Origin of the sequence: Amycolatopsis tucumanensis, assembly GCF_021654135.1 — a bacterium.
GTDB classification, from domain to species: domain Bacteria; phylum Actinomycetota; class Actinomycetes; order Mycobacteriales; family Pseudonocardiaceae; genus Amycolatopsis_E; species Amycolatopsis_E tucumanensis.
In genome coordinates this window covers 199,418-224,200 of record NZ_JAKGSD010000002.1, presented here as the reverse complement: position 1 = coordinate 224,200, position 24,783 = coordinate 199,418, and the positions used below count along the sequence as shown (strand labels likewise).

Annotated in this window: 28 protein-coding genes; 23 read left to right on the top strand and 5 right to left on the bottom strand. The window is 72.6% G+C overall.

Features of this window, described 5'->3' with window-relative positions:
• Positions 1 to 10 precede the first annotated feature (10 nt).
• The 8 genes from L2C96_RS04870 to L2C96_RS44315 all read left to right on the top strand — a co-directional run bounded on the left by L2C96_RS04870 (position 11) and on the right by L2C96_RS44315 (position 7,815).
• Positions 11 to 1,405 (top strand): MFS transporter, encoded by a 1,395-nt coding sequence (locus L2C96_RS04870; protein ID WP_020415996.1) that lies wholly within the window; start codon positions 11 to 13, stop codon positions 1,403 to 1,405.
• Between the two features lie 19 nt (positions 1,406 to 1,424).
• Positions 1,425 to 2,288 (top strand): FAD binding domain-containing protein, encoded by an 864-nt coding sequence (locus L2C96_RS04865; protein WP_237335311.1) that lies wholly within the window; start codon positions 1,425 to 1,427, stop codon positions 2,286 to 2,288.
• Positions 2,285 to 4,687 carry a xanthine dehydrogenase family protein molybdopterin-binding subunit gene (locus L2C96_RS04860; protein ID WP_237335310.1) on the top strand — a complete coding sequence of 801 codons (2,403 nt, stop codon included), beginning with the start codon at positions 2,285 to 2,287 and terminating at the stop codon, positions 4,685 to 4,687. Before L2C96_RS04865 ends, L2C96_RS04860 begins: the two co-directional genes overlap by 4 nt.
• Positions 4,684 to 5,181: a (2Fe-2S)-binding protein gene (locus L2C96_RS04855; protein WP_237335309.1), complete on the top strand. Its 498-nt coding sequence runs from the start codon at positions 4,684 to 4,686 to the stop codon at positions 5,179 to 5,181. Before L2C96_RS04860 ends, L2C96_RS04855 begins: the two co-directional genes overlap by 4 nt.
• Entirely contained in the window at positions 5,178 to 5,843 is a 666-nt protein-coding gene (locus L2C96_RS04850; RefSeq protein ID WP_237335308.1) for an SRPBCC family protein, read from the top strand. The genes L2C96_RS04855 and L2C96_RS04850 overlap by 4 nt, the downstream gene beginning before the upstream one ends.
• Positions 5,830 to 6,513: an isochorismatase family protein gene (locus L2C96_RS04845; RefSeq protein WP_237335307.1), complete on the top strand. Its 684-nt coding sequence runs from the start codon at positions 5,830 to 5,832 to the stop codon at positions 6,511 to 6,513. The genes L2C96_RS04850 and L2C96_RS04845 overlap by 14 nt, the downstream gene beginning before the upstream one ends.
• A 1-nt stretch (position 6,514) precedes the next feature.
• On the top strand, positions 6,515 to 7,387 hold the full coding sequence (locus L2C96_RS04840) for an alpha/beta fold hydrolase (protein WP_237335306.1): 873 nt from the start codon (positions 6,515 to 6,517) through the stop codon (positions 7,385 to 7,387).
• 293 nt (positions 7,388 to 7,680) lie between these two features.
• Entirely contained in the window at positions 7,681 to 7,815 is a 135-nt protein-coding gene (locus L2C96_RS44315) for a hypothetical protein (protein ID WP_272882003.1), read from the top strand.
• Positions 7,816 to 7,817: 2 nt separating this feature from the next.
• Here the strand turns inward: L2C96_RS44315 and L2C96_RS04835 are convergent, their stop codons facing one another.
• Positions 7,818 to 9,026, bottom strand: coding sequence for an FAD-dependent oxidoreductase (locus tag L2C96_RS04835; RefSeq protein WP_237335305.1), 1,209 nt, complete (start codon positions 9,024 to 9,026; stop codon positions 7,818 to 7,820).
• Between the two features lie 106 nt (positions 9,027 to 9,132).
• Between L2C96_RS04835 and L2C96_RS04830 the strand changes: the two genes are divergently transcribed.
• From L2C96_RS04830 to L2C96_RS04805, 6 genes are all read left to right on the top strand, one after another.
• The gene (locus L2C96_RS04830; RefSeq protein WP_237335304.1) at positions 9,133 to 9,738 is read left to right on the top strand and encodes a TetR/AcrR family transcriptional regulator; all 606 of its coding nucleotides are present in this window, start codon (positions 9,133 to 9,135) and stop codon (positions 9,736 to 9,738) included.
• 93 nt (positions 9,739 to 9,831) lie between these two features.
• Positions 9,832 to 10,470, top strand: coding sequence for a DUF6338 family protein (locus L2C96_RS04825; RefSeq protein WP_237335303.1), 639 nt, complete (start codon positions 9,832 to 9,834; stop codon positions 10,468 to 10,470).
• Positions 10,470 to 10,610 (top strand): hypothetical protein, encoded by a 141-nt coding sequence (locus L2C96_RS04820; protein ID WP_020415985.1) that lies wholly within the window; start codon positions 10,470 to 10,472, stop codon positions 10,608 to 10,610. The genes L2C96_RS04825 and L2C96_RS04820 overlap by 1 nt, the downstream gene beginning before the upstream one ends.
• Positions 10,611 to 10,613: 3 nt before the next feature.
• On the top strand, positions 10,614 to 14,063 hold the full coding sequence (locus L2C96_RS44975) for a CHAT domain-containing protein (RefSeq protein ID WP_237335302.1): 3,450 nt from the start codon (positions 10,614 to 10,616) through the stop codon (positions 14,061 to 14,063).
• 40 nt (positions 14,064 to 14,103) lie between these two features.
• Positions 14,104 to 14,307 carry a CopG family transcriptional regulator gene (locus L2C96_RS04810; protein WP_027935544.1) on the top strand — a complete coding sequence of 68 codons (204 nt, stop codon included), beginning with the start codon at positions 14,104 to 14,106 and terminating at the stop codon, positions 14,305 to 14,307.
• Positions 14,304 to 14,720: a type II toxin-antitoxin system death-on-curing family toxin gene (locus tag L2C96_RS04805; RefSeq protein ID WP_237335301.1), complete on the top strand. Its 417-nt coding sequence runs from the start codon at positions 14,304 to 14,306 to the stop codon at positions 14,718 to 14,720. Before L2C96_RS04810 ends, L2C96_RS04805 begins: the two co-directional genes overlap by 4 nt.
• A gap of 67 nt (positions 14,721 to 14,787) precedes the next feature.
• Here the strand turns inward: L2C96_RS04805 and L2C96_RS04800 are convergent, their stop codons facing one another.
• The gene (locus L2C96_RS04800) at positions 14,788 to 15,018 is read right to left on the bottom strand and encodes a hypothetical protein (RefSeq protein ID WP_237335300.1); all 231 of its coding nucleotides are present in this window, start codon (positions 15,016 to 15,018) and stop codon (positions 14,788 to 14,790) included.
• Between the two features lie 142 nt (positions 15,019 to 15,160).
• On the opposite strand from L2C96_RS04800, the gene L2C96_RS04795 reads away from it, so the two are divergent.
• Both L2C96_RS04795 and L2C96_RS04790 read left to right on the top strand, forming a co-directional pair.
• A complete protein-coding gene (locus L2C96_RS04795; protein WP_237335299.1) occupies positions 15,161 to 15,391 on the top strand; it encodes a type II toxin-antitoxin system CcdA family antitoxin in 231 nt (76 codons plus the stop codon).
• Complete coding sequence (locus L2C96_RS04790; RefSeq protein WP_237335298.1) at positions 15,384 to 15,788, top strand: type II toxin-antitoxin system VapC family toxin; 405 nt, start codon at positions 15,384 to 15,386, stop codon at positions 15,786 to 15,788. The genes L2C96_RS04795 and L2C96_RS04790 overlap by 8 nt, the downstream gene beginning before the upstream one ends.
• An 81-nt stretch (positions 15,789 to 15,869) precedes the next feature.
• Here the strand turns inward: L2C96_RS04790 and L2C96_RS04785 are convergent, their stop codons facing one another.
• Positions 15,870 to 16,502, bottom strand: coding sequence for a hypothetical protein (locus L2C96_RS04785; protein ID WP_237335297.1), 633 nt, complete (start codon positions 16,500 to 16,502; stop codon positions 15,870 to 15,872).
• 391 nt (positions 16,503 to 16,893) lie between these two features.
• Here L2C96_RS04785 and L2C96_RS04780 point away from each other — a divergent pair, with 391 nt between their 5' ends.
• From L2C96_RS04780 to L2C96_RS04760, 5 genes are read left to right on the top strand one after another with little or no spacing between them, the layout of a single operon-like run.
• On the top strand, positions 16,894 to 18,240 hold the full coding sequence (locus tag L2C96_RS04780) for an RraA family protein (RefSeq protein WP_237335296.1): 1,347 nt from the start codon (positions 16,894 to 16,896) through the stop codon (positions 18,238 to 18,240).
• Positions 18,240 to 19,661 (top strand): TRAP transporter large permease subunit, encoded by a 1,422-nt coding sequence (locus L2C96_RS04775; RefSeq protein ID WP_237335295.1) that lies wholly within the window; start codon positions 18,240 to 18,242, stop codon positions 19,659 to 19,661. Before L2C96_RS04780 ends, L2C96_RS04775 begins: the two co-directional genes overlap by 1 nt.
• 24 nt (positions 19,662 to 19,685) lie before the next feature.
• On the top strand, positions 19,686 to 19,952 hold the full coding sequence (locus L2C96_RS04770; RefSeq protein ID WP_148085745.1) for a hypothetical protein: 267 nt from the start codon (positions 19,686 to 19,688) through the stop codon (positions 19,950 to 19,952).
• A complete protein-coding gene (locus L2C96_RS04765) occupies positions 19,945 to 20,922 on the top strand; it encodes a cyclase family protein (RefSeq protein WP_237335294.1) in 978 nt (325 codons plus the stop codon). Before L2C96_RS04770 ends, L2C96_RS04765 begins: the two co-directional genes overlap by 8 nt.
• 30 nt (positions 20,923 to 20,952) lie before the next feature.
• Positions 20,953 to 21,702: an IclR family transcriptional regulator gene (locus tag L2C96_RS04760; protein WP_027935541.1), complete on the top strand. Its 750-nt coding sequence runs from the start codon at positions 20,953 to 20,955 to the stop codon at positions 21,700 to 21,702.
• Positions 21,703 to 21,755: 53 nt separating this feature from the next.
• Here the strand turns inward: L2C96_RS04760 and L2C96_RS04755 are convergent, their stop codons facing one another.
• A complete protein-coding gene (locus tag L2C96_RS04755; RefSeq protein WP_237335293.1) occupies positions 21,756 to 22,355 on the bottom strand; it encodes a LysR substrate-binding domain-containing protein in 600 nt (199 codons plus the stop codon).
• On the bottom strand, positions 22,303 to 23,262 hold the full coding sequence (locus L2C96_RS04750; protein ID WP_237335292.1) for an RluA family pseudouridine synthase: 960 nt from the start codon (positions 23,260 to 23,262) through the stop codon (positions 22,303 to 22,305). The genes L2C96_RS04755 and L2C96_RS04750 overlap by 53 nt, the downstream gene beginning before the upstream one ends.
• Positions 23,263 to 23,343: 81 nt before the next feature.
• On the opposite strand from L2C96_RS04750, the gene L2C96_RS04745 reads away from it, so the two are divergent.
• A complete protein-coding gene (locus L2C96_RS04745; protein WP_237335291.1) occupies positions 23,344 to 23,907 on the top strand; it encodes a winged helix-turn-helix domain-containing protein in 564 nt (187 codons plus the stop codon).
• Positions 23,894 to 24,781, top strand: a complete 888-nt coding sequence (locus tag L2C96_RS04740; RefSeq protein ID WP_237335290.1) for an SRPBCC family protein — start codon at positions 23,894 to 23,896, stop codon at positions 24,779 to 24,781. The genes L2C96_RS04745 and L2C96_RS04740 overlap by 14 nt, the downstream gene beginning before the upstream one ends.
• Positions 24,782 to 24,783: the final 2 nt, after the last annotated feature.

The following is a 24,783-nucleotide window of genomic DNA, read 5'->3' as shown; positions in this document are numbered from 1 at the left end:
GGAGCGATTCATGCGTACCGGAGATCAGATCGTCCAGGACCTGCCCTGGCGCTGGAGCGTGCAGGGCAAGATCTTCCTCATCGGTGGGCTGGGCTACATGTTCGACGCGTGGGACGTCGCGTTGAACGGGTTCCTCACCCCACTGGTCGGGGCCGAGTTCGGGTTGTCGCCGGGGCAGAAGGGGCTGGTGGCGACCGCCAACCTGATCGGCATGGCGGTGGGGGCCGTCGTGTGGGGGACCGTGGCCGACCGCATCGGCCGCAAACGCGCGTTCAGCATCACGCTGCTGGTGTTCGCCCTGTTCTCCGTGCTCGGCGCGCTGTCGCCGAACGTGGAGGTCTTCCTGGCCCTGCGGTTCCTGGCCGGGGTGGGGCTCGGCGGGTGCATCCCGGTGGACTACGCGATCGTCAGCGAGTTCTCCCCGCGGCGGCACCGCGGCCGGGTGCTCTCGGCGATGGACGGCTGGTGGCCGGTGGGCACGACACTGGCCGCCGTCACGGCGACGCTGCTGGTCCCGGTGTCCGGGAACTGGCGCTGGATGCTGGTGCTGATGATCCTGCCCGCGCTGTTGCTGTTCTGGGTCCGGCGCGGAGTCCCGGAATCCCCGCTCTACCTGGTGCGCAAGGGCCGGGAAGCGGAGGCGCGTGCGGTCATCGACGACCTCGTCCGCCGCACCGGCGCGCCCGCCGAGCCGTACTCGATCCCGCCGGCCGTGGTGGAGGACAAGCGCGGGGGAGCGCTCGCCGCCGCCTTCGACCAGCTGCGCCGGGTGTGGGCGTTCAACCCCCGGATCACCGCGGTCGCCTGGTCGTTGTTCATCAGCGTCATGCTGGTCTACTACGCCGCCCTGAGCTGGATGCCCTCGATCCTGCGCGCCCAGGGGTTCGGCGAGATCGCGGCCTTCGCCTCCACCGCGCTGATGAACGCGCTGGGCATCGTCGGCGTCGCGGTGGCCGTGCTGCTCGTGGAGAAGGTCGGCCGCAAGCGGATCGTCGCCGTCGCCGGGCCACTCGCGGCGCTCTCGCTCGTGGTGTTCTCCCTGCTGCTGGGCTCGCCGACCGGCGCGGTGATCGCGATCGGCGCGTTCGGCATGCTGGCGCTGGTGGTCATCCCGGTGATGTACGCCTACGTGTCCGAGCTGTACCCGACCGAGCTGCGTGCCTCCGGGTTCGGCTGGGCGTCGTCGTCGAGCCGGGCCGTCACCGGGTTCGCGCCGCTGGTGTTCGGCAGCCTCCTGTGGCCGGTGCTCGGCCTGCCGCTGACGTTCACCGTGCTGGGCGGGCTCGTGGTGGCCGCGGTGGTGTTCATGATGCTGGGGGCGCCGGAGACCCGCGGTCGCGAGCTCGACCGGATCGCGGAGCCGGTGAACCCCGTGGCGCCCGCGAAAACCACGCAGGTGCCGTGAGCGAGGAGAGGTCCAGACCGTGAAGCCCGCCGCGTTCGCCTACCACCGGGCCCACGACGTCCCCGACGCCATCGGCCTGCTCGGCGAGCTCGCCGCGGCCGGGGAGGAGCCGAAGCTGATCGCCGGCGGCCAGAGCCTGGTCCCGATGATGAACTTCCGGCTCGCCCGGCCGACGGCCCTGGTCGACCTCGGGCCGTTGCGCCGGGACCCGGCGCTGACCGGCCTGCGGCGCGAGGGTGCGCAGCTGGAGATCGGCGCGCTGGTCACGCACCGGGCGGTCGAGGTGGCGAAGCTGGGGCCGGGCTTCGACGTGCTCTCCCGCGCGATGCGGTGGGTGGGGCACCTGCCGATCCGCTCCCGCGGCACGGTGGCGGGCAGCATCGTGCACGGCGACGCCACCGCCGAGTGGTGCCTGCTCGCGCTCCTCCTCGACGCCGTGATCGTCGCGGAGGGGCCGGGCGGGCGGCGGGAAATCCCGGCCGCGGAGATGTTCCACGGGTTCTACACCACCGCCGTCGAACCGGACGAAGTCGTGACGGCGGTGCGGTTCACGCGGCCTGCGCCGCGGGCGGCATTGACCGAGTTCGCCCGCCGCCACGGTGATTTCGCCATCGTCGACGTGGCGGTGAGCCTGGACGGCGACGGCGGCCGGGTGGTGGTCGGCGGGGTGGCGCCCGCGCCGATCCGGGTCCCGGAGGCCGAGGCCGTCCTCGCCGCGGGCGACCCCGGGCCGGACCTGTTCGCCGCGTGCGCCGACGCCGCGGCCGCCGCGGTCGACCCGCCCGACGACGCCGCCGGCAGCAGCGCCTACCGCCGCCGGCTCACCCGGACCCTCGTCGCCGGTGCGCTGCACCAGGCCTGGCAGGAAGGAGTGACGCGATGAGCGACGCAGCTCCGGAGTTCGACGGGCGAGGCGGACGCTGGGTGGGCGCGTCGGTGCCCCGGCGGGAAGACCCGCGTCTGCTCACCGGACGGGGACGCTTCGTCGACGACATCCAGCTGCCCGGCACCCTGCACGCGTGCTTCGTCCGCTCGACGATCGCGCACGGCCGGATCACCGGGATCGACCTGACGGCCACCCTGGCGGTCGACGGGGTCGTCGCCGCCTACACGGCGGCCGACCTCGACCTCGGCGACATCGTCGCGCTGCTGGACCGCCCGCCCGAGGAGTTCGCGCCGACCGCGATGCCGATCCTGGCCAGGGAGAAGGTGCGGTTCGTCGGCGAACCGGTCGCGCTGGTCGTCGCCCGCGACCCCTACGTCGCCGAGGACGGCGCCGAACTGGCCGTGGTGGACTACGAGCCCCTCGGCGCGATCGTCTCCGAGGAGACCGCGCTCGCTCAGCATGCGCCCCTGGTCCACGAGGAAGCGCCCGGCAACGTGCTGCTGGATGTGTCCATGTTCGACACCCCGGGGGTGGACGAGGCGTTCGCGGACGCCGGGTGCGTGGTCGAGGTCGTCACCCGCAGCGGACGGCAGAACGCACTCCCGCTCGAAACGCGCGGGGTGCTCGCGTCCTGGGACGACCACGACGACCAGCTGCTCGTGCAGATGTGCACCCAGGTCCCGCACCAGGTGCGCACCGCGCTCGCCCGCTCGTTGCGCGTGCCCGAGCGGACCGTGCGCGTCACCGTCCCCGACATGGGCGGCGGGTTCGGCCAGAAGTGCGTGGTCGGCCGCGAGGAGATCGCGGTCGCGGCCGCGGCCCGCCGGCTGAACCGGCCGGTGAAGTGGATCGAAGACCGGCGCGAGGCGCTGACGGCCGGATTCCTGGCCAGGGAACAGCGCTACCGCACCAGGGCCGCGTTCGACGCCGAGGGGCGCATCACCGCGCTGGACGTCGACATCGTGTGCGACATGGGCGCCTACTCCTGCTACCCGTTCACCGCCGGGATCGAACCGCTGATGGCTTCGGCGGAGATGCCCAGCGTGTACCAGGTGCCCGCCTACCGGGTCCGGGCCCGCGCCATCACCAGCAACAAGGCGCCCACCGCGCCCTACCGCGGCGTCAGCAGGCCGCAGTACGTGATGGCGATGGAACGGGTCATGGAGCGCGCCGCCCGCGAACTCGGCCTCGACCCGCTGGAGATCCGGCGCCGCAACCTGATCACCCAGTTCCCCTACACCGGGGTCAACGCCGTCACCTACGACCCCGGCACCTACCGCGAATCGCTGGATCTGGCCGAAGCCGCCCTGCGTGACGAGGGGTGGTACGAGTTCCGGGACAAGGCCGCCGCCGAGGGCAGGCACATCGGCATCGGGTTCTGCTGCTTCTCCGAGCGCACCGGGTACGGGTCCGGCGCCTTCGCCAAGCGCAAGATGGCCGTGGTGCCCGGGTTCGACATCTCGGAGATCCGGATGGACACCACCGGCTCGGTCGTCGTCACCAGCGGCACCATGAACCACGGGCAGTCCCATGAGACGACGCTCGCGCAGATCGTCGCCGACCGGCTGGGGCTGCACATCGACCAGGTGAAGCTGCGCCAGGGCGACACCGAGCGCATCGCCTACGGGTGGGGGACCTTCGCCTCGCGGTCGGTGACCATCGGCGGCTCGGCCGTGGCGCTGGCGGCCACGCGACTGGGTGAGCTGCTGTGCCGGATCGCGGCGCACCTGCTCGACACCCAGCCGGACAACGTCCGCCTTGACGGCGCGGGTGGTGTCGTGCAGATCGACGATCCCGGCCGCCGCGCGTCGTTCGAGGAGATCGCCGACGTCGCCTACCTGCGCAGCCACCTGCTGCCCAAGGATGTCGAGCCGACGCTCACGGCCACCGCGAGCTTCGACGTGCCCGGCGACGGCACCTTCTCCAACGCCACCCACGCCGTGGTCGTGGAAGCCGATCCGGGCACCGGCGGCATCACGATCCTGCGGTATGCGTGCGTGGAGGACTGCGGCGTGGTGATCCACCCGCAGGTCGTCGACGGGCAGTGCCGCGGCGGGATCGCCCAGGGCATCGCCGGCGCGCTGTTCGAGGAGGTCACCTACGCCGACAACGGCGAACCGTCGGCCGCCAGCTTCATCGACTACCTCGTGCCGACCGCCACCGAGATCCCCGACATCACCGTCTCCCACCTGGAAACGCCCTGCGCGTTCACCGAAAACGGCGCCAAGGGCGCCGGGGAGGGCGGCACGATCGGCGCGCCGGCCGCGGTGCTGAACGCGATCAACGACGCGCTGCGCCACACCGGGGTCGAACTCGACACGACCCCGGTGCACCCGCAGACCGTGCTCGCCGCGCTCGACGCGGCAGGCGACCCGGAACGGAGCAGGCCCGCATGACCGACCGCCACCTGATCGTCCTGACCGTCAACGGCAGCGAGCACGAAGCCGTCGTCGAGCCCCGCAAAACGCTGCTCGACGTGCTGCGCCACGACCTCGGTCTCACCGGCGCCCACGCGGGCTGCGAGCACGGCGTCTGCGGAGCCTGCACCGTCCTCGTGGACGGCGAACCGGTTCGCGCGTGCCTGGTCTTCGCCGTGCAGGCCGAAGACGCCGACATCCGCACCGTCGAATCGCTCGGCCGGGACGGCGAACTCTCCGACCTGCAACAGGCCTTCCGCGAGCACCACGGTCTGCAGTGCGGCTTCTGCACACCGGGGTTCCTGATGCTCGCCGAGGGTTTCCTCGCCCAGCAACCCGATGCGGACCGCGACGAGATCCGCGAAGCGGTCTCGGCGAACCTGTGCCGCTGCACCGGCTACCAGACCATTGTGGACGCCATCGCGGCGACCGCGGCCCGCCGCCGTGACACCGAGAAGGAAGCGACATCGTGATCCTGGAAAACCAGCTGTCCGTCCCGGCCGACCCCGACGCGGTGTTCGCCCTGATCAACGACGTCGAGCGGGTGGCGGGCTGCCTGCCGGGCGCGACCCTCGACGGCCAGGAGGACGGCGCGTACCTGGGCCGGGTCAAGGTCAAGGTCGGCCCCATCACCGCCGCCTACTCCGGCCGGGTGCGCTTCACCGAGGTCGACACCGCCGGGCGGCGGCTGCGACTGTCGGCGCGGGGAGCGGACACGCACGGCAACGGCGATGCCGAAGCCGACGTGACGCTGACCGTCCGCGAGGGCCCCGGCGGCGCCACCATCGACCTGCGCACCGACCTGTCGATCCGCGGCAAGCTCGCCCAGTTCGGCAAGAGCGCGATCAGCGCCGTCTCGGCCCGGTTGCTCGACCAGTTCGCCCGCAACCTCGCCGGCCAGCTGAGCGGCCCGGGGGAGGAGCCCCGCCCGGCCGCCGCCCCCGCCGCGCGCACGCCGGCCCCTGCCGACGGCGGCGAGACCCTCGACGGGCTGGCGATGCTGCTTCCCCCCGGCGTCAAGCGGTACGCCCCGATCGCGGCCGCGGCGGCGCTGGGACTGTTCCAGGGCTGGCTGCTGGGCCGGATCCGCACCCAGGACAAACTGATCAAGGAGTTGCAGCGTGCCCGTCGATGACCCGTCCGGACTGCACGGCGCGGAGACCGACGCCGTCTACGACCGTGCCGGGTTCGGCGCCACTGTCCCTCGTGGACAGTCCCCGGCCCTGGTCGTGGTCGACCTGACCCGCGGCTTCACCGAACCCGGTTTCCCGTCCGGGGCCGACCTCACCGCCGAAGTGACCGCGGCCGCCGCCCTCGTGACCGCGGCCCGGCGCCGTGACATCCCGGTGGTCTACACCGCGATCAGCTACACCGCCGCCGAGGCCGACGGCGACGGCGTGGCCTGGCTCCGGAAAGCGCCGGGCATGCGCAGCCTCCGCGAAGGAAGCGACGCCGTCGCGCTCGACCCCCGGCTGGACTGCCGCGACAGCGACCACCTCGTGCTGAAGAAGGGCGCGTCGGCGTTCCACGGAACCGGGCTGGCCGCACTGCTGACCGGTCTCGGCGCGGACACCGTGCTCGTCTGCGGCGCGACCACCTCCGGATGTGTGCGGGCGACCGCCGTGGACGCCGTGCAGTCCGGCTTCAACACGCTCGTCGTGCGCGAAGCGTGCGGCGATCGGGCGCGCGGGCCGCACGACGCCGCGCTGTTCGACCTGCACGCGAAGTACGCCGACGTGATCGGCCTGGACGACGCCGTGGCCTACCTCGGCGCGCCGGATCGAGCCGGCAGAAAGGTTTCCTGACATGGTGATCCCGTCCGAGTCCCCGGCCGCCCGCACGCTGACCCAGCCCGCGCTGGCCGACCTCGCCGACATTCCCGCGACCAGCCGCTGGGTCCGGTCCGGCGCGATGCGGTTGCACGTGCTCGACTACGGACCGGACGACGGTGTCCCGGTCCTCGTGCTGCCCGGCATCACCAGCCCGGCGATCACGATGGACTTCGTGGCGCGGGAGCTCACCGATCTCGTGCGCCCGCTCGTGCTCGACGTCCGCGGCCGCGGACTGTCCGACAGCGCGGACACCGAGCCGGCGGGCTACGACCTGGGCAGTTACGCCGCGGACGTCGACGCGGTCGTCGCCGGCCTCGGCCTGCGACGGCCCATCCTGCTCGGGCATTCGATGGGGGCGCGGATCGCGGCGCGGGCCGCCGTCACCGGCCGCCACGAGCTGCGAGGCGCGATCCTGGTCGACCCGCCGATGAGCGGCCCCGGGCGGGGCGCGTACCCCACCACGCTGGAGGCCTTCCTCGGGCAGCTCGACCAGGCCCGCCGTGGCACCAATGCCGACGAGGTGGCGCGGTCCTGGCCAAGGTGGCCGCGCCGCGAGCAGGAGTTGCGCGCGCGGTGGCTGTCGTCGTGCTCCCGCGCCGCGATCGCCGCCACCCACGCCGGCTTCGAGTCCGAGGACTTCTTCGCCGACTGGCCGCACGTGCCCGCCCCGGCGGTGCTCCTCTACGGCGGCGACAGCCCAGTCGTCACCGCCGACGGCGCCGCCGAAGCCGCCCGCGCCAACCCGGCCGCCGAACTGGTGCCCGTGCCCGGCGCCGGGCACATGGTGTTCTGGGACGAGCCCGAAACGGCACTGGCCACCCTGCGCGACGCGCTGCGGAAACTCTGAGCCCGGTCGCTTCACCCCGCGGCGATGCCACCGTCGACGAGGTCATCGAGGTGCCCGGCGCCGGCTCGCTGGTCGTTTGCAGCGTAGGCCGAACCCGCGTCCCTGGCCGGCCTGCCCGGGTTCCGCTGACCGTCGGTTACCAGGCGAGCGTCGCGGGGGCCCGGGATCCACAACGCCGGCGTCTACACCGGCGCGCGCATCCTGCCCGTGAACTGGGCGGGCCGGCGCGCGACAGCGTCCTATTCGGACGGCAAGTTGTTCGTGACGGCGCTGGCGTTCGCGGTCGCCCGGCTGTGGCCCGGCGTGTCCGCGGCGGCTACTGGTACCACCAGCAGCCCCGCGAGCCGCACGCCGCCGCCGGGGACGAGCGGTTCCAGGACGAGCTCCTGTCCGAGCTCGCTGCCTTCACGGGCACTCGCGTGGCGTAGGGCTACCCCGCCCGCCCCAGCGCCCGCTCCGCGCGGTCGATCTCGTCGAGCTGTTCGAGGATCTCGCCGGGGGAGGACTCGCCGAGGACCTTCTGCAGCAGCGGCGTGTGGTCGAGGACGAGGTCGCGCAGGGCACGCAGCGGGCGCGGCGCGTGGTGGAACACCTTGCCCAGCAGCCACGCCTGCTGCGACTGCCGCGCCGTGTGCGGTTTGCGCGGCGCCTCGAACGCCTCCAGCGCGCGGCGCACCGCGGCGAAGTCCGACAGGTCGACCCCGGCCAGCCTGCGGCCGAGGAAGTAACCGTCCTCAATGGCCATTCCCGCGCCGTAGGCGGCGTAGGGCGAAGTCGGGTGCGCCGCGTCGCCGACGAGGGTGGCGCGGCCGCGTGACCACTGCTTCAGCGGCTTGCGGTCGCGCAGGACCCAGCGTTGCAGGTTCTCCGGTGGCGTGGCGGCGATCAGGCGTGGCAGCGGATCGGCGAACCCGGCCGCCAGTGCGGTGGCGGTGGCGTGCAGGTCCCCGGTGAACTCGGCCGCCGCGTCGTGCGCGGTGAGCACCCACCACTGGAACCCGTCGCGGCCCTGGTGCCGGATCGAGGTCCAGCTGCCTTGCACGGTGCGGTCGTGGGACACCACGCACAGCCCGCGCTCAGCGGTTGCGTCGAAGGTGTAGCCGCCGAAGATGTGCAGGTGGTGCTCCCGCTTCGGCGACTCACCCCACAGGGTGCGCCGGACCAGCGAGTCGATCCCGTCCGCGCCGACCACCACGTCGGCCTCCAACACCTCACCATCGGCCAGCGTCAGTGAGATCCCGTTCTCGTCCTGCTCGACCGTCCGAACAGGACAGTTTACCCGCAGGACGCCGGACGGGAGCGCCGCCAGCAAGCGCTCGTACAGCGCGGGCCGGAGCAGCCCGATGAACCCGCCGCCGTAGTCGCGCACCACCTCGGCGGGCAGGTCGATCGACGCGCGGGTGCGGCCGGCGGCGGTGCGGAACTCCGAATGACACGGCGCGCCCAGGTCGGTCACGTCGACGCCGAGCAGGCCCAGCGCCTTGATGGGCGGTGGCCACAGGTTGAGGATGTTGCCCGCCGGCCGGGCCCGCGGGTAGCGCTCCAGCAGGACGACGTCGTGGCCGGCCTGGCGCACGGACAGCGCGGTCGCCATCCCGGCCGGGCCGGCGCCGATCACGGCGACGCGGTGGGTGGTCATGGTCCGGCTCCTCGTCGAGTCGAAGGTCAAACCGTAGCGATCGCTACGTTCTGTCGGAAGAATGAAGTGCGCGCTACGCTTCTGTCAAGCTCAGGAGAGGAGAACAGTGGGCAGTCCGGTGATCCGCCCGCCGCGGCAGAAGCGCACCCGGGAGGCGTGGAACCGCGTGCTCGACGCGGGTGTCGCCCTGCTGGAAGAGGGCGGCTACGAGGCCTTCACCATCGCCGCGGTCTGCGAGCGGGCGGGCGTGGCGCCGCGCGCGCTCTACGACCGGGTCGACGACAAGGACGCGCTGTTCCTGGCCGTCTACGAGCACGGCATCGCCCGGATCCGGGCCGACCAGGAGGTGTTCGCCGACGCCGGGCGCTGGGACGGGCTGACCCCCGAACGGCTCGTCCGGGACGCGGTCGGCGAGCTCGACGGGATCTTCACCCGACACGCGAGGTTCCTGCGGTCGGTGGTGCTCATCTCCGGCGCCGACGCCGAGATCCACCGCCGCGGCGCCCGGTACAGCCGGGAGGTCGGGGAGCGGTTCGCCGAGGTCGTGCTGCGCGCACCCGTGACGCACCCGGACCCGCCCGCGGCGGTCCGGCTGGTGTTCACCCTGTTGTTCTCGACGATGGTGGTGCGGACGGCCTACGGGCCGGAGTTCCCCGGCGGGCGGGACGGCTTGGACCTCGGCGACTTCGCCGTGCGGTACCTGCTGGGCTGAGCCGACGTTCGGGGGAAACCGGACGGTTCCGCGCCGCGCAGGGCGGCGTTGCCGCTAGCGTGATCATGCCCGCGCGAGCGAGGGGATGAGGCGATGCAGGCACCGTCGACGGTCGTGCAGCTCGCGCTGCTCGTCCTCCTCGTGCTGCCCGGCATCACCTACCAGTTCGTGCGCGAACGGCGGCGCGGGCCGGTGCCGGGGGAGCGCGACCTCGGCGAGCGGGTGCTGCGCGCGATCGTCGCCTCCATCGCCCTCGACGCCGCCTACGCCATCGCCGCCGGGCCCGCGCTCGTCGGCCTCGCCAAGGGCACCGGGCCCGGCGACTGGACCGGCTTCACCCAGCAGCCCCGCCTCGTCGGCGCGGTGGCCGTGTTGCTGTTCCTCGTCGTCCCGGCCCTTGCGGCCGCCGCCGTGTCGCTGGTGGAACGCCGCCGTCGTGGCTCGCGCTACCTGCGCACCCCCACCGCCTGGGACCACGCCTTCCGCGACCGCGAACCGTGCTTCATCCGCGTCCGCCTCAAGGACGGCAACTGGGCGGGCGGCTGGTACGGCCACCGCTCGTACGCCTCCTCCTACCCGCACCCGCCCGAGCTGTACCTCGAATCCGCGCGCGTGATGGGCCCGGACGGCACCTTCGGCGCACGTGTCCAGGGGACGGCGGGCCTGCGCCTGCGGGCGGAGGACTTCGACGTGCTGGAGTTCGTCGAACCGGACCAGGGGAAGGAGCAGTGATGGAGCACGAACTCACGCCCGAAGAGCTGGAGATCCTGCGCACGAGCGTGCCGCGCGGCTACACGCCCAAGCGCGAGGTCACCGAACCCGACGAGCCGCCCGCCGGATCCGCGGGCACCTCGCAGGCCGCCGAGGACTGACCCGTGACCGACTGGGGGAAGCGGTTCTGGGACGCCTACCGGGTGGCGCGGCACAGCCCGGACCCGGCCTCGGTCCAGACCGCGATCGAGTGCGGCCGCAAGGCGCTCGCGACCGAGCACGGCGACGAGCGCACCACCTACCTGTCCAACATGGGCGGCCTGCTGCAAACCCGGTTCCACCAGACCGGCGACCTGACCTACCTGCAGGAAGCCGTGAATGGGCTGATGGAGGCGATCCTGCTGTCTGCGGGCAGCCCGGCCGAGGAAGCCTCCTACGCCAACAACCTCGGCATCGTGATGCACACGGCGTTCCAGCACAACCAGGACCTGGACACGCTGGACCAGGCAGTGTGGTGGAGCCGTCGCGCCGTCGACGGCGCGGCGCCCGAGGACAAGGCCGACTACCAGGACAACCTCGTGGTCGCGCTGCTGACGGTCTTCACCGCCACCGGCGACGAGGCCGCGCTGCGGGAAGGCATCGAGCAGGCCCGGGACGCGGTGCGCAACTCGCCGGACGACGACCTCGCCGGCCGCAGCCTGCACTTCCTCGCGGTCCTGCTCCGCCGCTGGTTCACGCACACCGGCGATCCCGCGGTCCTGCCCGAAGCCCTCGACGCGGCGCGGCGCGGCGTCGAGCTCAGCCCGCCCGGCTCGGCCGAGCAGCTGGACCGGCTGGCGTTCCACTGCCAGCTCCTCGACGACCGCCACCGACTCACGGGCGCCCGGGACGACCTGGCCGAGCTGCTCGAAGCCCGCACGACCCTGCTCGCGCTCACCCCGCCCGGCGACCCGAGGTACTCGCGGTTCTCCACGAACCTGCTGTTCACGCAACGCGAATGGACCGCGCTCACCGGCGAGCCCGCCGAACCGGCGAGCGGAAGCCTGGCCGAGCGCGCCGGGGTGGAGGCGGAGACGTGCGGAAAGCTCGCCGCCGAGTTCACCCGGATCCGCGACCCGGAACCGCTGGAACGCGCCATCCGGCACGGCCGCGCCGCGATCGCCGCCACCCCGGCCGGGCACCCGTACCGGGCCGAGCGGCTGGACCACCTCGCCGCGGCGCTGGCCCAGCGCGGCGAGGCGTTCGGCGACCTGGACGCGCTCACCGAATCCGCGGCGCTGCAACGGGAAGCGGTCCGCTGCGCGCGGCCAGGGGACCCGCGGCGGCCCCAGTACCTGGGCAACCTCGTCGTCACCCTGAACGCGTTGTTCGCCGCCACCGGCGAGCTCGCACCGCTCACCGAAGCGATCGACGTGGCCCGCGAAACCGCCGCCACCACCGCCGGGCACCCCGACCACCCGGTGGTCCTCGCCAACCTCGCCGCGATCCTGCACCACCGTTTCCGCGTCACCGGCGAGCTGGGCGTGCTGACCGAGGCGATCGACACCGCGCGGGAATCGGTCCGCCTCGGCGCCGGGCGCGTCGCGGGGCACGCCAACCACCTCGGCAACCTCGCCACCATGCTGTCCGACTGGTTCGAGCGGACCGGCCGGGCCGAAGCGCGCGACGAGGCCGTCCGCGTCCACCGCGCCGCCGTCGACGCCACCGCTGTGGACGACCCCGACCGGGCGCTGCGCCTGGCGAACCTGGGCGGCGTCCTGGGCACCGCCTACGCCCGGTTCGGCGACCAGAACGCCTTGCGCGACGCGATCGCCGCCCGTCGTGCGTCGGTGGCCGCGGCCGCCGACGGCAGCCCGGAGCGCGCCGGTTACGTGTCCGGCCTCGCCGCTGCGCTGCACGACTGGTTCGCCCGCCCCGGCGCGGGCGAGGAGGACCCGGCGATCCTCGACGAGGCCGTCGCGCTCGCCCGCGAAGCCGTACGGGCGCGGGGGAGCGGGTCGTTCTCGCGGGCGTCCACGTTGACCACGCTCGCGGACGCGCTGCGGCTGCGGTTCCGCCGGTTCGGTGACCGCGACGCGCTCGCCGAGGCGCTCGACGTGTATCGCGAGGCCGCGCTGTCCACCGGATCGCCGACGGTCGGACGGGTGGGGGCCGCCGACCGGTGGGGCGAGCTGGCCGCCGAGGGCGGGTTGCTCGCCCCCGCGGCCGAGGGCTACGCCGTCGCGGTCGGGCTGCTGCCCCAGCTCGCCGGCCGCCGCCTGGATCGGGGCGACGCGCAGTACTGGCTGGGCCGTTTCGCCGGGCTCGCCGCGGACGCGGCCGCCTGCGCGCTCGACGCGGGCGATCCGGCGGGCGCGGTGACGATGCTGGAGTCCGGCCGCTGTGTGCTGGCGGCCCAGGCGCTCGACAGTCGCAGCGACCTGACCGAGCTGCGCGAGCGGGCTCCCGAGCTGGCGGCGGAGTTCGAGGCGCTCGGCGCGGAATTCGAAACCGACACCAGCCGGGACCGCCTCGCGCTCGCCGGGGAACTGGAGGAGCTGGCCGCGCGGATCCGGGAACTGCCCGGGCTGGACCGGTTCCTCCGGCCGCCGTCGCTCGCCGACCTGACCGCGCAGGCGCACGAGGGCCCGGTCGTCTACGTCAACGTGAGCGGCTACCGGTGCGACGCGGTGATCCTCACCCCGGACGGCGTGCAGGTCCGGCCGCTGCCCGGCTTGAGCTCAGAGGCGCTGGGGCAACGGGTGCGGGAGTTCCGTGCCGCGCTCGCCGCGGAGCCGGACCAGCGGCTGTCCGCCGAGCGCACGATCCACGAGACGCTGGAATGGTTGTGGGACACCGTGGCCGGTCCCGTGCTGGACTCGCTCGGGGCGGCGTCGCGGATCTGGTGGGCGCCGGTCGGGGTGCTCAGCCTGTTGCCGCTGCACGCCGCCGGTCACCACCGCGACGGCGGCCCCACGGTGGTGGACCGGGTGATCTCGTCGGTAACGCCGACGGTCCGGGCGCTGGCCCACGCGCGGACGCAGCGGCAGGGGAGTGGCGACCGGCTGCTGGTGGTGGCGATGCCGTCCACACCGGACGGTCCCGACCTGCCCGGCGCCCAGGCCGAAGCGGATTTCCTCGCCCGCGTCGCCGGCGCCACGGTGCTGACCGGCCCCGGCGCCACCCGGGACGCCGTGCTGGACGCGTTGCCGAGCGCCGGCTGGGTGCACTTCGCCTGCCACGGTTACAGCGACCCGGCCAACCCGTCGGACAGCCACCTGGTGCTGCACGACCAGGCGTTGCGGGTGGTCGACGTGTCCCGCCTGCGCCTGCCCGGCGCCCGGTTCGCCTACCTGTCGGCCTGTGACACGGCCCGCACGACGGAAACCCTGTCCGACGAGGCGATCCACCCGGCGGCGGCGTTCCAGATCGCCGGGTTCGCGCAGGTGGTGGGCACACTGTGGCGGGTCGACGACGCCGTCGCGCCGTCGCTGACGCAGCAGATCTACACGAATTTGTTGTCGTCCGGAGCCGATACCGCAGCCGCGGCGGTGCACCGGACGATCCGCGCCCTGCGGGACCGCTACCCGAACCTCCCGTCCCTCTGGGCAGCCCACGTCCACTTCGGCGCCTGACAGCAAACGATCTTGATACCAGATTGGTATCATGGACAGCATGGCGATGACACTGCGCTTGACGGAGGAGCAGGAGCGCGCGCTCGCGATGCTCGCGGAGGCTCAAGGCGTGAGCAAGCACGAGGCAGTGGTGCGTGCTATTGGTGAAGCCGCGGCGCGCCGGGTTCGGGATGATCGGGTGCGCGCCCTGTCCGAGGAGGGACGAAGCCGGTACGCCTCGCTGCTCGACCGGCTGGCCCAGTGAGGATCGACTACCTCGATCTGGAGGACCTGCTCGCTCTCGCATCGGATCTGGGAGTGCCGAAGGTGCGGGATGCGGGCCTGCTGGACTCCGCGGCGCACCGCCCGAAGGTGTCGGTGATGGGGCAGGACGCCTACCCCGGCCTCCATGAGAAGGCTGCGGTCCTGCTCGGGTCGATCGTGCGCCACCATCCGCTGATCGATGGCAACAAGCGGCTTGGCTGGATGGCCGTCTTCGTGTTCTACGGTCTGAACGGTCTCGATCTCGATGCGCCCGAGGACGAGGCGTACGACCTCGTCATCGGGGTTTCCACGGGTGCGGTCCAGTATGCGGAGGCCGCGGAGCGGTTGGCCCGATGGACCCGGCCTGACCTCGCTCCGCCGCGTGGTCCCGCCGACTTCCGCTTCGACACCTGACTGCGGTTCGCGGAACCTGGTCAACCGCCCCGTGCGCCGCGCACCCGCCTCGGTGTGCGGCGCACAATCAGTCCGGCTTGATGCGGATTCCGCAGGCGTACACCCACATGTGCTCGTCCTCCTCCCCCTTCTCGCCACGCGGCGGCAGGACCCGGACCACCCAGCCGCGCCAGCCCTCGGTCGATTTGTTCTTGCAGACGCCGCGCGAGTAGATCGGCATGTACCGGTGGCTGTTCGGGGCGTTTTCGGCGCATTCCCAGCCGCCCCCGGTGAGGGCGTACCCCTCGTCGACGCACACCGTCTCGTCCTGATCGAACTTGCCCCCGCTTCCAGCGTCGCGGCGTTCTGGCCGCCCAGCAGGCGTGTCCCGGATCCCGCGCCCCGGTTGCGAAATCGCCGATGATCACGAGCGACCCCTGGCGTGTGTGTATAGTGTGTGTATGGCGAGGTTGAATGTCTACGTGCCCGATGAGCTGGCCGAACGCGCCAAGGCTGCGGACCTGAACGTATCCGCGCTGGTGCAGGCGGCGATCGCGGACGAGCTGCAACGTCGTGCCATGGACGCCTGGCTGGACGCCCTCCCGTCGCCGCGGCGAACAGTCTCGCACGAGGCTGCTGTCGAGGCTTTGGACGGCGCTCGCGCGGAGCTGGCCGGTGCCGAGGATGAGTGACGCGCCGGCGGAGATCGCGGTCCTGGACGCGTCGGTGCTCGTGGACTTGCTGGCAGGCACCGACTACGCGGCCGCCGCGAAGAAGCGGCTCGCCGGTACCGTCCTGCACGCGCCGGCGCACCTGGATGCCGAGGTCCTGTCCGCGTTGGGGCGACTGGAGCGTGCCGGCGAGCTGCCTGCTTCCGAGGTCGACGTGGCGCTGAACGCGTTGGCCACGATCCCCGTCACGCGGCATCCGGTCGTCGAACTCGCCGCCGGCGCCTGGGCGCGCCGGGCGGATCTCCGTCTCGCTGATGCGCTCTACGTCGAGCTCGCCGCGCGCCTGCACGCGCGGGTTCTCACCACCGATCACCGTCTCGCCCGGGCGACCTCCCTGGCCGAAGGGATCAGCCGGTAGTCGACGCGTCAAGGGGCTGAGCCGGCTCGACCCCCGCCAACCGTCCTCGACGGCTACGCGCCGACAAAGCGTCCTGGCGTTCTAGACGTTCGTCGGGCAAGCCCCGGTCGCCACGGTGATCGGGGCCTCCTCGTAGGCCTGCACCGGCGTCGTGCAGCCGGTGGGCACCAGGTGGTCGTCCTGCTGCACATACGTCATCCAGTACAGCGGGGCGAGCGCGAAGCTGGGCTCGTACGTGCTCTGCCGCACCGCGGCGTCCGGCACACCGTCGGCGTTGAGGTCCCGCACGTCGGCCGCCACGCCTTCCACCGCGGTGTCCACCGTGATCTTCGTGTCGAGCCGCAGCGCCGCGACGGCCGCGGAGTGCGCGCCGAACTCGAACGCGACGGCACACCGCCCCGCGCCGCAGAGTCCGGCCGTCACCCGCTCGTAGGGTTGCCCGTCGCTGCCACGGACCTGTGTCGTGTCGACCAGGCTCGCGCCGTCCCAGTACGCCAGCACGTTGCCGCCGACTCCGTGCAGCCCGTCGAGCCGGTGCCCGTCGGGCAGCGCGGCGGAGAACATCGTCTCGCAACCCTGTTCGCAGCCCGGCACCACCGGCGGCGGCCCGGCAATCTGTGGCGCCGCGGGTCTCGTCATCTCAGCGGCCGACGGGATCGCCAGCGTCAAGACGCCCAGCAAGGCCAGCATGCAGCGGCGAAGCCCCCTCTTCATGTGCTCCATTGTGACCCGCTCCGGACGGGCCCTGCATGGCGGTGCGGTGGCGGACCCGGCCGGCTTCTACGCGACGCCGGGGAGCTGTCCGGATCGGCTGGTCCTGACACCGCGAGACGACCAGCAGCATCCCAGCCAAGTGGACGGCGCGGGTCCACATCGGACAGTGGTCGTGCGCGCCGAGCCCCGATGTGACGTGCCGGCTATGGGCAAGGTCCGGGGCACTCGAGCACGCCGCCGACGGCACCACCGTGAGGCGCGCCGCTGTGCGCCCGTGCGATCGGCGCGGCGGACCGGCGCAGCTCACCGTTGACTCTGCTCTCATCATGTGGCAATACTATCCGCACAACGGCAGGACTTACCACTGTGTGGAAATCTGCAAGGAGGCAGAATGCGGATGTCGGTGCTGGGGCTCGGCGAGGCCGGGACGCTCTACGCGGCCGGCCTTGTCGCGCGCGGCTGGAACGTGGTGGGGTACGACCCCGCCGACAACGCGACGCCGGCGGGCGTGCAACGCGCGGACACTCCGGAGGCGGCGGTCCGTGACGCGGACGTGGTGCTGAGCCTGGTCGGCGGGCGCGCCGCGGTCGAAGCCGCGGAGTCGGTCGCGCGATTCCTGCCGCCCGCGGCCGTGTACGTGGACATGAACGCGGCCGCGCCCGAGGTCAAGCGCACGATCGCGGATACGGTGGGCGAGAGCCGGTTCGCCGACGTGGCGGTGATCGGGTCGGTGCCCGCCCACGGCGCCGCCACCCCGGTGATCATCAGCGGTCACGCCTCCGCCCGGGCCGCCACGACCTTCGAGCAGCTGGGTGCGCGCGTGGACGACATCGGGGGAGCACCCGGCGCGGCGTCCGGCCGGAAGTTGCTGCGCAGCACCTTCATGAAGGGCCTGGGTGCGCTGATCGTGGAGTCGGTCCTGGCGGGTCGCGCGGCGGGCGCGGAGGACTGGGTGCGTGAGCAGATGGCCCGCGAACTGTCCGGCGGAGACGCGGCGGTGAACCGGCTGCACGACGGCACGCTCAAACACGCCGCCCGGCGCGCTGGTGAAGCCGACGCGGCCGCGGCACTGCTCGATTCACTCGGGGTGCTGCCGGTGATGACCAGGGCCACCGCGGAGGTGCACCGTGGCCGCGCGGACGCCGCGCTCGCGCCCGCCGAGGACCTGTGGCCGGAGTTCGAGGGACTCGCCGTCGCCAACATCGGCGACGCGCGCGATCGTATGGGGATGCTCGACGGCGGAATACACGCGCTGTGGAAGGGCGCCCGCGTAGTCGGCCGCGCCCGCACCGTGTGGGTGCCCCACGGCGACAACCTGGCCCTGCACCGGGCGATCGCCTGCTCACGGCCGGGTGACGTGCTGGTCGTCAACGGTGGCGGCGACACCAGCCGGGCGCTGCTGGGCGAGCTGATGGCCGAGCGCGCCAAGCGCCGCGGGGTCCGGGGCATCGTGGCCGACGGGGTGCTGCGCGACGTGAGCGAACTGGAGAAGATCGGCTTCCCGGCGTGGGCCCGCGGTGCCTGCCCGGCCGGGCCGTACAAGAACGGCCCTGGCCAGGTGGACGTGCCGGTCGCGGTCGGCGGGGTGGTCGTGCGGCCCGGCGACGTGGTCGTCGGCGACGACGACGGTGTCATCGTGATCCCGGCGGCCGAGGCCGCGGCCAGCCTGCTCGGGGGCCGCGCCGTGGAAGCCGACGAGGCGCAGCGCCGCGCCGCGATCCTCGCCGGGACGGCGTGATGACCGGGGTGTGGGCTCTGCTCGCGTTCGTCGCGGTCATCATCGTGTGGAACGCGGTGTTCAAGCGCAACATCGGTGAGGCGATGATCCTCGGGTTCGTGGCCGTGTGCGGCTTCGCGGTGTTCGGCGGCACCGAGGACGGCGGATACGCGTGGTCGGCCATCCAGCACGCCGTGGTCGACTCGATGCAGGAGGAGGTCACCTTCGCCGGGCTGGCCTTCGTGTTCATGTCCTACCTGCTCGCCAAGACCCCGGTGCTGGACAAGCTGATCGACCTGCTCAACTCCGTCCTGGGCCGGCTGCGTGGCGGCCCGGTCTACACGGCCACCGTCGCCGGCGGCATCTTCGGCGCGATCGCCCACGTCGGCGCCGCGGTCACGGCGGCGGTCGGCTCGGTCACCGTGCCGTGGATGAAACGGTCCGGCGTCAAGCCCGAACTGGCCGCCACCGTGGTCGCCGGTGGCGCCGGGATGGGCGTGACGTTCCCGTTCTCGGCCACCATGTTCATCCTCGTCGGCGGGCTCGCCGCGCAGGGGATCATGCAGGCCGACGAGATCGTCAAACCCCTCGCCATTGCCGGGCTGTGGTGCCTGGGCTACCGGATCGTGCTGTCGTGGTTCCTGATCCGGCGCAACGGCATCGAACCGATCGCCGAGAGCGACCGGATCCCGTTCGGCCGCAGCCTGCGTTCAGGCTGGACCTCGTTGCTGCTGTTCCTGCCGATCCTCGTCCCGCTGTTGCTCACCCGCGGCCCCGTCGCCGAAGCGCTGGGCACGTACTCCGGCGTCGGCGAGGCCCTGAAGAAGCCCGTCGCGCTCGCCGACGGCACCAAACTGCCCGCGCAGCCCTACTCGATGCCGGACGTGATCAGCCTGATCACCTGGATCCCGGTGCTGATGATCGCGCTGGTGCTGTTCCTCGGCCGCAAGCACCTGCCCCGCACCGCCTCCGGGTGGTGGTCGGTCATCGGCAAGGCGGCGCCGTCGTTCGGCGTCATCGGCATCACCATCGTCGCCGCGTTCTCCGCGTCCAACGTCCTGGCCGACCTCGGCCTCGCCGGACAGCTGGAGACCGTGCTGGCCGGGCTCGACGCGCCCGCCTGGATCATGGCGATCGCGATCGGCGTGATCATCGTGGCCATCGCGATCCCGCTCACCGCGAGCGCGACCATGGCCGCGGTGGGGCCCGTCGCGGTGGCCGCCCTGGTCGGCGCCGGCGTTCCCGCGCCGATCGCCGCCGCCGCGGTCCTGATCTTCGCCTCGACCGAGGGAGCCTCTCCGCCCTCCGGCGCGCCGATCTACGTCGCGGCCGGCATCGCCAGGGTCGACCCGGTCAAGACCTTCCTGCCCCTGCTCAAGTACTACTGCCTGCCCATCCTCGCCCTCGGCGTCGGCATCGCCGTCGGTGTGCTCCCCGTCTGACGCCGAAACCGAAGGAACAGACCCATGAGTTCAACGATGAACCAGATCACCTCCCGTCCGAACCGGACAGTCCGGATCGCCACCTTCCTCTTCGCCCTCACCGTCGTGTTCTTCCTCCTCGCCGGACTGGCGATCGTCGTCGGGCAGATCGCGACCCTCGCCGCAGGCGAAGCCACCGCCGCCCGCCACTGGGCCGCGGCCGTCGCTCCCTACGCGTTCGGGGGCGCCTCCGTCGCCGGGTTGCTGTCCTTCGCCCTCTCCTACCGCAAGCAGGACCCCGACCGTGACTGACAACCGCATGGACGTGCCCACGTACGCGCAGCTGCGTGGGCACGTCCCGCCCGGCTCGAGCTGGGGCGTCTTCGAGCACGATCCCGAACGCGGGATGGCCAACTTCGCCGGTCCCGCGCAGGTGCTCGACGCGCTCGCCTGCGTCAGCCGCGGTGCGGTCTTCAGCCTCGACCACGCCCTCGACGCGTTCGACCCGCCGATGGCGCGTGCGCGGAAAGCGCCGCGCCACGAGCTGCTGTCCGCGCACACCGAGGCTCGCGATGACGTGCTGCGCGAGTTCTACTTGCAGGCCACATCGCAGGTCGACGGCCTGCGGCACCGGCGCGCGTCCGGGTACGGCTTCTACAACGGGGTGCCCGATGACGAAATCCGGGCGGGGCGGCCGGCGCTCGGTGTTCAGCGCTGGGCCGAGAAGCCGATCGTCGGACGTGGCCTGCTCATCGACGTCGCCGGGCTTCTCGCCGCGGAGGGTGCGCCGCTGGACCACCGGCGTGGTCCCGCGCTGGACGTGGACGTCCTCGACCGCGCGCTGCGGGCCCAGGGCGAACGCGTGCGTCCCGGGGACCTCGTGCTGGTCCACACCGGGTGGGCGCGGTGGTTCCTCGACGCCGGGCCCGCCCTGCGTGCCGAAGTCCGCGAGGCCCGCCGCGCCACCGGCTTCCGGCAGACCCATGACCTGCCGGAGTGGCTGTGGGACCACCAGGTCGCGTTGTTCGCCACCGACACCTTCGCCGTCGAAGTCCTGCCGGTCGCCGCCGACACCTACCTGGCCGGCGCGCCCGAGGACGCGGGCATGATGCACCAGGAGCTCATCGCCAAGCTCGGCGTGCCGCTCGGGGAGCTGTGGAACCTCACCGACCTGGTGGCCGACAGCCGGGTCCACGGGAGGTGGGACGCGCTCGTCACCGTCAAGCCCCTGCACCTCGTCGGAGGGGTCGGCTCGCCACCCAACGCCACCGCACTCCGGTGACTGTGCTCACTGTGTGGGAAGATGTGGCTCATGGCCGAGCCGGACAAGCCCGCGACGAGCATGCGCTCGCTCGAGCGGGCCATCGACATCCTCGAGGTCATCGACTCCAGCCAGCACGCCCTGCGGCTGACCGAGATCGCCCGGCGGGCCGGGCTGCCGGTCGCCACCACCCAGCGCATTCTCGGGGTGCTCGAGGCGCGTGGCCGCGTCGAACGGGATGCGAACGGTTACCGGCCCGGGGTCGCCCTGATCTTCGGAGCTCACGCCTACCTCACGACGAGTCCGCTGCTGACCGCCGCCCGCCCGATCCTGCACGACCTCGCCGCCGCGACCGGCCTGACGGCGTCCCTGTTCAAGCGGATCGGCTGGTCCCGCGTGGTGCTCGCCCGCGTCGACGGCGCCAGCCCGCTGCGCTACGAACTGCCCATCGGGGAACGGCTGCCCCTGCACCTCGGCGCGGGCAAGGCCCTCACCGCCCAGTTGGACGACACTGAGCTGACCGAGTTCCTCGAGCAGCTCGGGGACCCGGGCCGCGGCCCCCTCGATCGCGACGACTTCCTGGCCGAGATGAAGACCATCCGGGACCGCGGATACTCCCAGGCTCGCGGTGAGCGCGAACCCGGGATGGCGTCGGTCGCCGCCGCCGTGCCCGACCCGGCGGGCGCCACCGCCGCGGTCCAGGTGACCGGAACCTTCGCCGACATCCCCGAAGACCGTGTCCCCGAGCTCGGTGTGGAACTCCAGCGGGCGGCGCTCGCGATCTCGCGCCGCGTCTCCTGAGCCGGCAGCACGCCTCCGGCTCGCCAGCCATTTGGGTCGCCGCGCACACGCCTTCAGGGCAGGGGAGCGGGCGCTCGGTCGCTGATCACGGCTTTCAACGCGTGCACGACGGTGGCGACGGCGGGGTGGCCGGCCGTGCCGCGGCGGCGGCTGACCGAGATCCGCCGCGTGCCGTGGGCCACCGAACCGGCCACCAGGTGGGACAGTTCGCGCGGCACGGCCAGCCGCGGCACGATGGTGACCCCCGCGCCGGCCTCGACCAGGCGCGCCATGTCACCGAAGTTGTCGATCCGGTGGGCGATCTGGGGTGTGAAGCCGGCGGCCCGGCAGTTGTGCAGCAGCGAGTCGATCGACGGGGCGCCCTCCGCGGCCGCTATCCAGTCGGCGTCGGCCAGCGCGCGCAGGCCGTCCCGCTCGACCCCGGCGTGCGCGGGCGGTGGTGCCAGCAGGACCAGCGGATCGGCCACCAGGAACTCCGACTCCAGACCGTCGGGCAGGGTCTGGCTGCGGAACGAGTAGTGGTAGGTGATCGCCAGATCCGCCTCGCCCGCCCGCAGCGCGCTGAGCGCCGGCTCCGTTTGCTGGGCTGATAGAACCGCATCACCCGGGACGCGCCGCGCTGCCCGTCTCGCCGTCGCCGCTCCAGTCCGCATAGGACTTCCACGCGCCCAGCGTCAGCTTGCTTTCGAAGTGGCGCCGCTCGCCCGTGATGGGGTCGGTGAACGCGAGTGTCTTGGCCAGCAGCTGCAGCGGGCGGCGGAAGTCGTCGAGTGGGGCGTCGACGACGGTGGGGTAGAAGCGGTCGCCCAGGATCGGGATTCCGAGGTGGTTCATGTGCACCCGGAGCTGGTGCGTGCGCCCGGTCGCGGGCACCAGCCGGTAGCGAGCGCGGCCGTCCGCGTGCTCGAGCAGTTCGACGCGGGTCTCGGCGTTGACCGGCCCGGCGACTTCGCGCGCGGTGAGGCTCCCGCGGTCCTTGACGATCCGGCTCCGCACCGTGACGGGGAGGTCCAGGTGGGGGTCGTGGCGCGCGACCGCCTCGTACTCCTTGCTGACGCGACGGTCCCGGAACAGGGTCTGGTACCGGCCGCGGTACTCGCGCCGCGTGACGAACAGGAGCAGCCCGGCCGTGGCGCGGTCCAGCCGGTGCGCCGGGCTCAGCTCCGGCAGCCCGAGGTCCCGCCGCAGCCGGACGAGCGCGGTCTCCAGCACGTGCTGTCCCCGCGGAATCGTGGCCAGGAAGTGCGGCTTGTCGGCCACGACGAGGTGCTCGTCGCGGTGCACGACGCCGATCGGGAACGGCACCGGCGCCTCGTCGGGCAGGTCGCGGTGGAACCACACGAACGCACCCGGCTGGAACGGGGTGTCGGCGGTGACCGGGCCGTGCTCGCCGGCGATCCGCCCCTCGGCGAGCATCGCGTCGAGCCGTCCCGCGGGCAGGCGGCTGAGACGCTCGGCGAGGTGGTCGCGAATCGTGATCCACGGCCCCTCGGCGGGCAGCTTCAGCCGCGCCGGGTCGAGCCCGTGGCGCTGCGGAAGCGGAGCCGGCCTGCGTGACACGGGTGGACCCTACCGGCGTCCCCGGGAGGTCCATCGGCCCTATTGACAAAAAGTTCTTTTACATAAAGACTCATTTTTGCCATGAGAGATGTCGTCTACCTCGATCAGATCGAGCAGGCTGAGGCCCTGCTTAAGCCGCAGCGCATCGAAGTGCTGCGGCGACTCGCCGAACCCCGGTCGTGCACCGAGGTGGCCCTCGAACTCGACCAGACCCCGCAGCGGGTCTACTACCACGTCAAGCGCCTGCTGGAGGCCGGACTCGCGCGCCAGGTGGCCCAGCGCCGGGTCCGCGGGATCCACGAGGGGATCTACCAGGCGGCAGGCCGGTCGTACTGGCTGTCGCCTGCCCTGGTGGGCCGCATCGGGCTGCGGCAGACCCGCGACCGGCTCAGCCTGGGCTACCTGGTCGACCTGATGGAGGACGTGCAGGCGGACATCGCCGCGCTCGACCTCACCCGCCCGGACCTGCCGTCGATCGGCGTGTCCGGCGACATCCGGGTGCGCCCGGAGCAACGCAAGGCGTTCCTCGACGAGCTGCAGCAGACACTGCAGGACCTGTTCACCCGCTACGGCGGGGCCGAAGGCGACGCGTTCCGCCTGGCCGTCGCCTGCTACCCGAGAGGAGAACCCGATGACCGAACCTGACCTGCTCCTGACCGCGATCGTGCCGACCCCGCTGAAGGAGACCTACCAGGCGCTGACCGATCCGGCCGCGCTGCGCGTCTGGCTCGCCGAGCACGCCGAGGTCGACCTGCCCGGCAGATACGAGTTCTGGGGCCGCTACACGCCAGACGGGGCCGAGCCGCACCAGCGCGTGCTGCACGTGGACGAGCACACCATCCGGTTCGCCTGGACCGTGGACGGGGTTGAGGCCACCGTCCAGTACGAACTGGCCGAGGACGACGACGGCACCCTGGTCACGCTCACCCACAGCGACCTGCCCAGCTTCGAGGAGGTGATCGCGGACCAGGCCGGCGCCCGTGGCGCGCTGCAGACGTTCTGGTCGCTGGCGATCGCCAACCTGGCCGACTACCTGGCCGGCCGTGAGCTGACCCCGATGGTCGACTTCACCTCCGGCGAACTGCGCGCGTCGGTCGTCATCGACGCGGCCCCGGAGGAGGTGTTCGACTCGATGATCCAGCCGGAGGTGTTCCGCAAGTGGTTCGGCGCCAAGGTGGACATCGAGCCCCGGCTGGGCGGCCGCTTCGCGATGGGCGGGTTCGAACTGGACCCCGGCGGGGCCAAGTTCGTCGAGTTCGAACCTGGCCGCAAGGCCGCCCTGCTCTTCGCCGACGGCGAGACCACCAGCTGGGAACTGGAAGGCTCCGGCGGCAAGACCCGGCTCACCATGTGGCACAGCGGCTTCGACCCGGACAACCCGCCCTACGCCGCCTGGGGCGGCTGGCTCGGCGGCATCGCCGGGCTCCGGCGCTACCACGAACTCCCGGGCCGGCACTCGATCTGGCGCCGGACCGAGATCGCCGGCGTCCCCGAGGGCATGCTGACGATCGATCAGTGAGA

Bases quoted from the DNA above. Each gene is read 5' to 3' on its own strand.
- L2C96_RS04870 (WP_020415996.1), top strand. From the start codon at position 11: ATGCGTACCGGAGATCAGATCGTCCAGGACCTGCCCTGGCGCTGGAGC.
- L2C96_RS04860 (WP_237335310.1), top strand. From the start codon at position 2,285: ATGAGCGACGCAGCTCCGGAGTTCGACGGGCGAGGCGGACGCTGGGTG.
- L2C96_RS04855 (WP_237335309.1), top strand. From the start codon at position 4,684: ATGACCGACCGCCACCTGATCGTCCTGACCGTCAACGGCAGCGAGCAC.
- L2C96_RS04840 (WP_237335306.1), top strand. From the start codon at position 6,515: ATGGTGATCCCGTCCGAGTCCCCGGCCGCCCGCACGCTGACCCAGCCC.
- L2C96_RS04835 (WP_237335305.1), bottom strand. From the start codon at position 9,026: ATGACCACCCACCGCGTCGCCGTGATCGGCGCCGGCCCGGCCGGGATG.
- L2C96_RS04825 (WP_237335303.1), top strand. From the start codon at position 9,832: ATGCAGGCACCGTCGACGGTCGTGCAGCTCGCGCTGCTCGTCCTCCTC.
- L2C96_RS04820 (WP_020415985.1), top strand. From the start codon at position 10,470: ATGGAGCACGAACTCACGCCCGAAGAGCTGGAGATCCTGCGCACGAGC.
- L2C96_RS04810 (WP_027935544.1), top strand. From the start codon at position 14,104: ATGGCGATGACACTGCGCTTGACGGAGGAGCAGGAGCGCGCGCTCGCG.
- L2C96_RS04795 (WP_237335299.1), top strand. From the start codon at position 15,161: ATGGCGAGGTTGAATGTCTACGTGCCCGATGAGCTGGCCGAACGCGCC.
- L2C96_RS04790 (WP_237335298.1), top strand. From the start codon at position 15,384: ATGAGTGACGCGCCGGCGGAGATCGCGGTCCTGGACGCGTCGGTGCTC.
- L2C96_RS04785 (WP_237335297.1), bottom strand. From the start codon at position 16,502: ATGAAGAGGGGGCTTCGCCGCTGCATGCTGGCCTTGCTGGGCGTCTTG.
- L2C96_RS04780 (WP_237335296.1), top strand. From the start codon at position 16,894: ATGCGGATGTCGGTGCTGGGGCTCGGCGAGGCCGGGACGCTCTACGCG.
- L2C96_RS04775 (WP_237335295.1), top strand. From the start codon at position 18,240: ATGACCGGGGTGTGGGCTCTGCTCGCGTTCGTCGCGGTCATCATCGTG.
- L2C96_RS04770 (WP_148085745.1), top strand. From the start codon at position 19,686: ATGAGTTCAACGATGAACCAGATCACCTCCCGTCCGAACCGGACAGTC.
- L2C96_RS04760 (WP_027935541.1), top strand. From the start codon at position 20,953: ATGGCCGAGCCGGACAAGCCCGCGACGAGCATGCGCTCGCTCGAGCGG.
- L2C96_RS04755 (WP_237335293.1), bottom strand. From the start codon at position 22,355: ATGCGGACTGGAGCGGCGACGGCGAGACGGGCAGCGCGGCGCGTCCCG.
- L2C96_RS04745 (WP_237335291.1), top strand. From the start codon at position 23,344: ATGAGAGATGTCGTCTACCTCGATCAGATCGAGCAGGCTGAGGCCCTG.
- L2C96_RS04740 (WP_237335290.1), top strand. From the start codon at position 23,894: ATGACCGAACCTGACCTGCTCCTGACCGCGATCGTGCCGACCCCGCTG.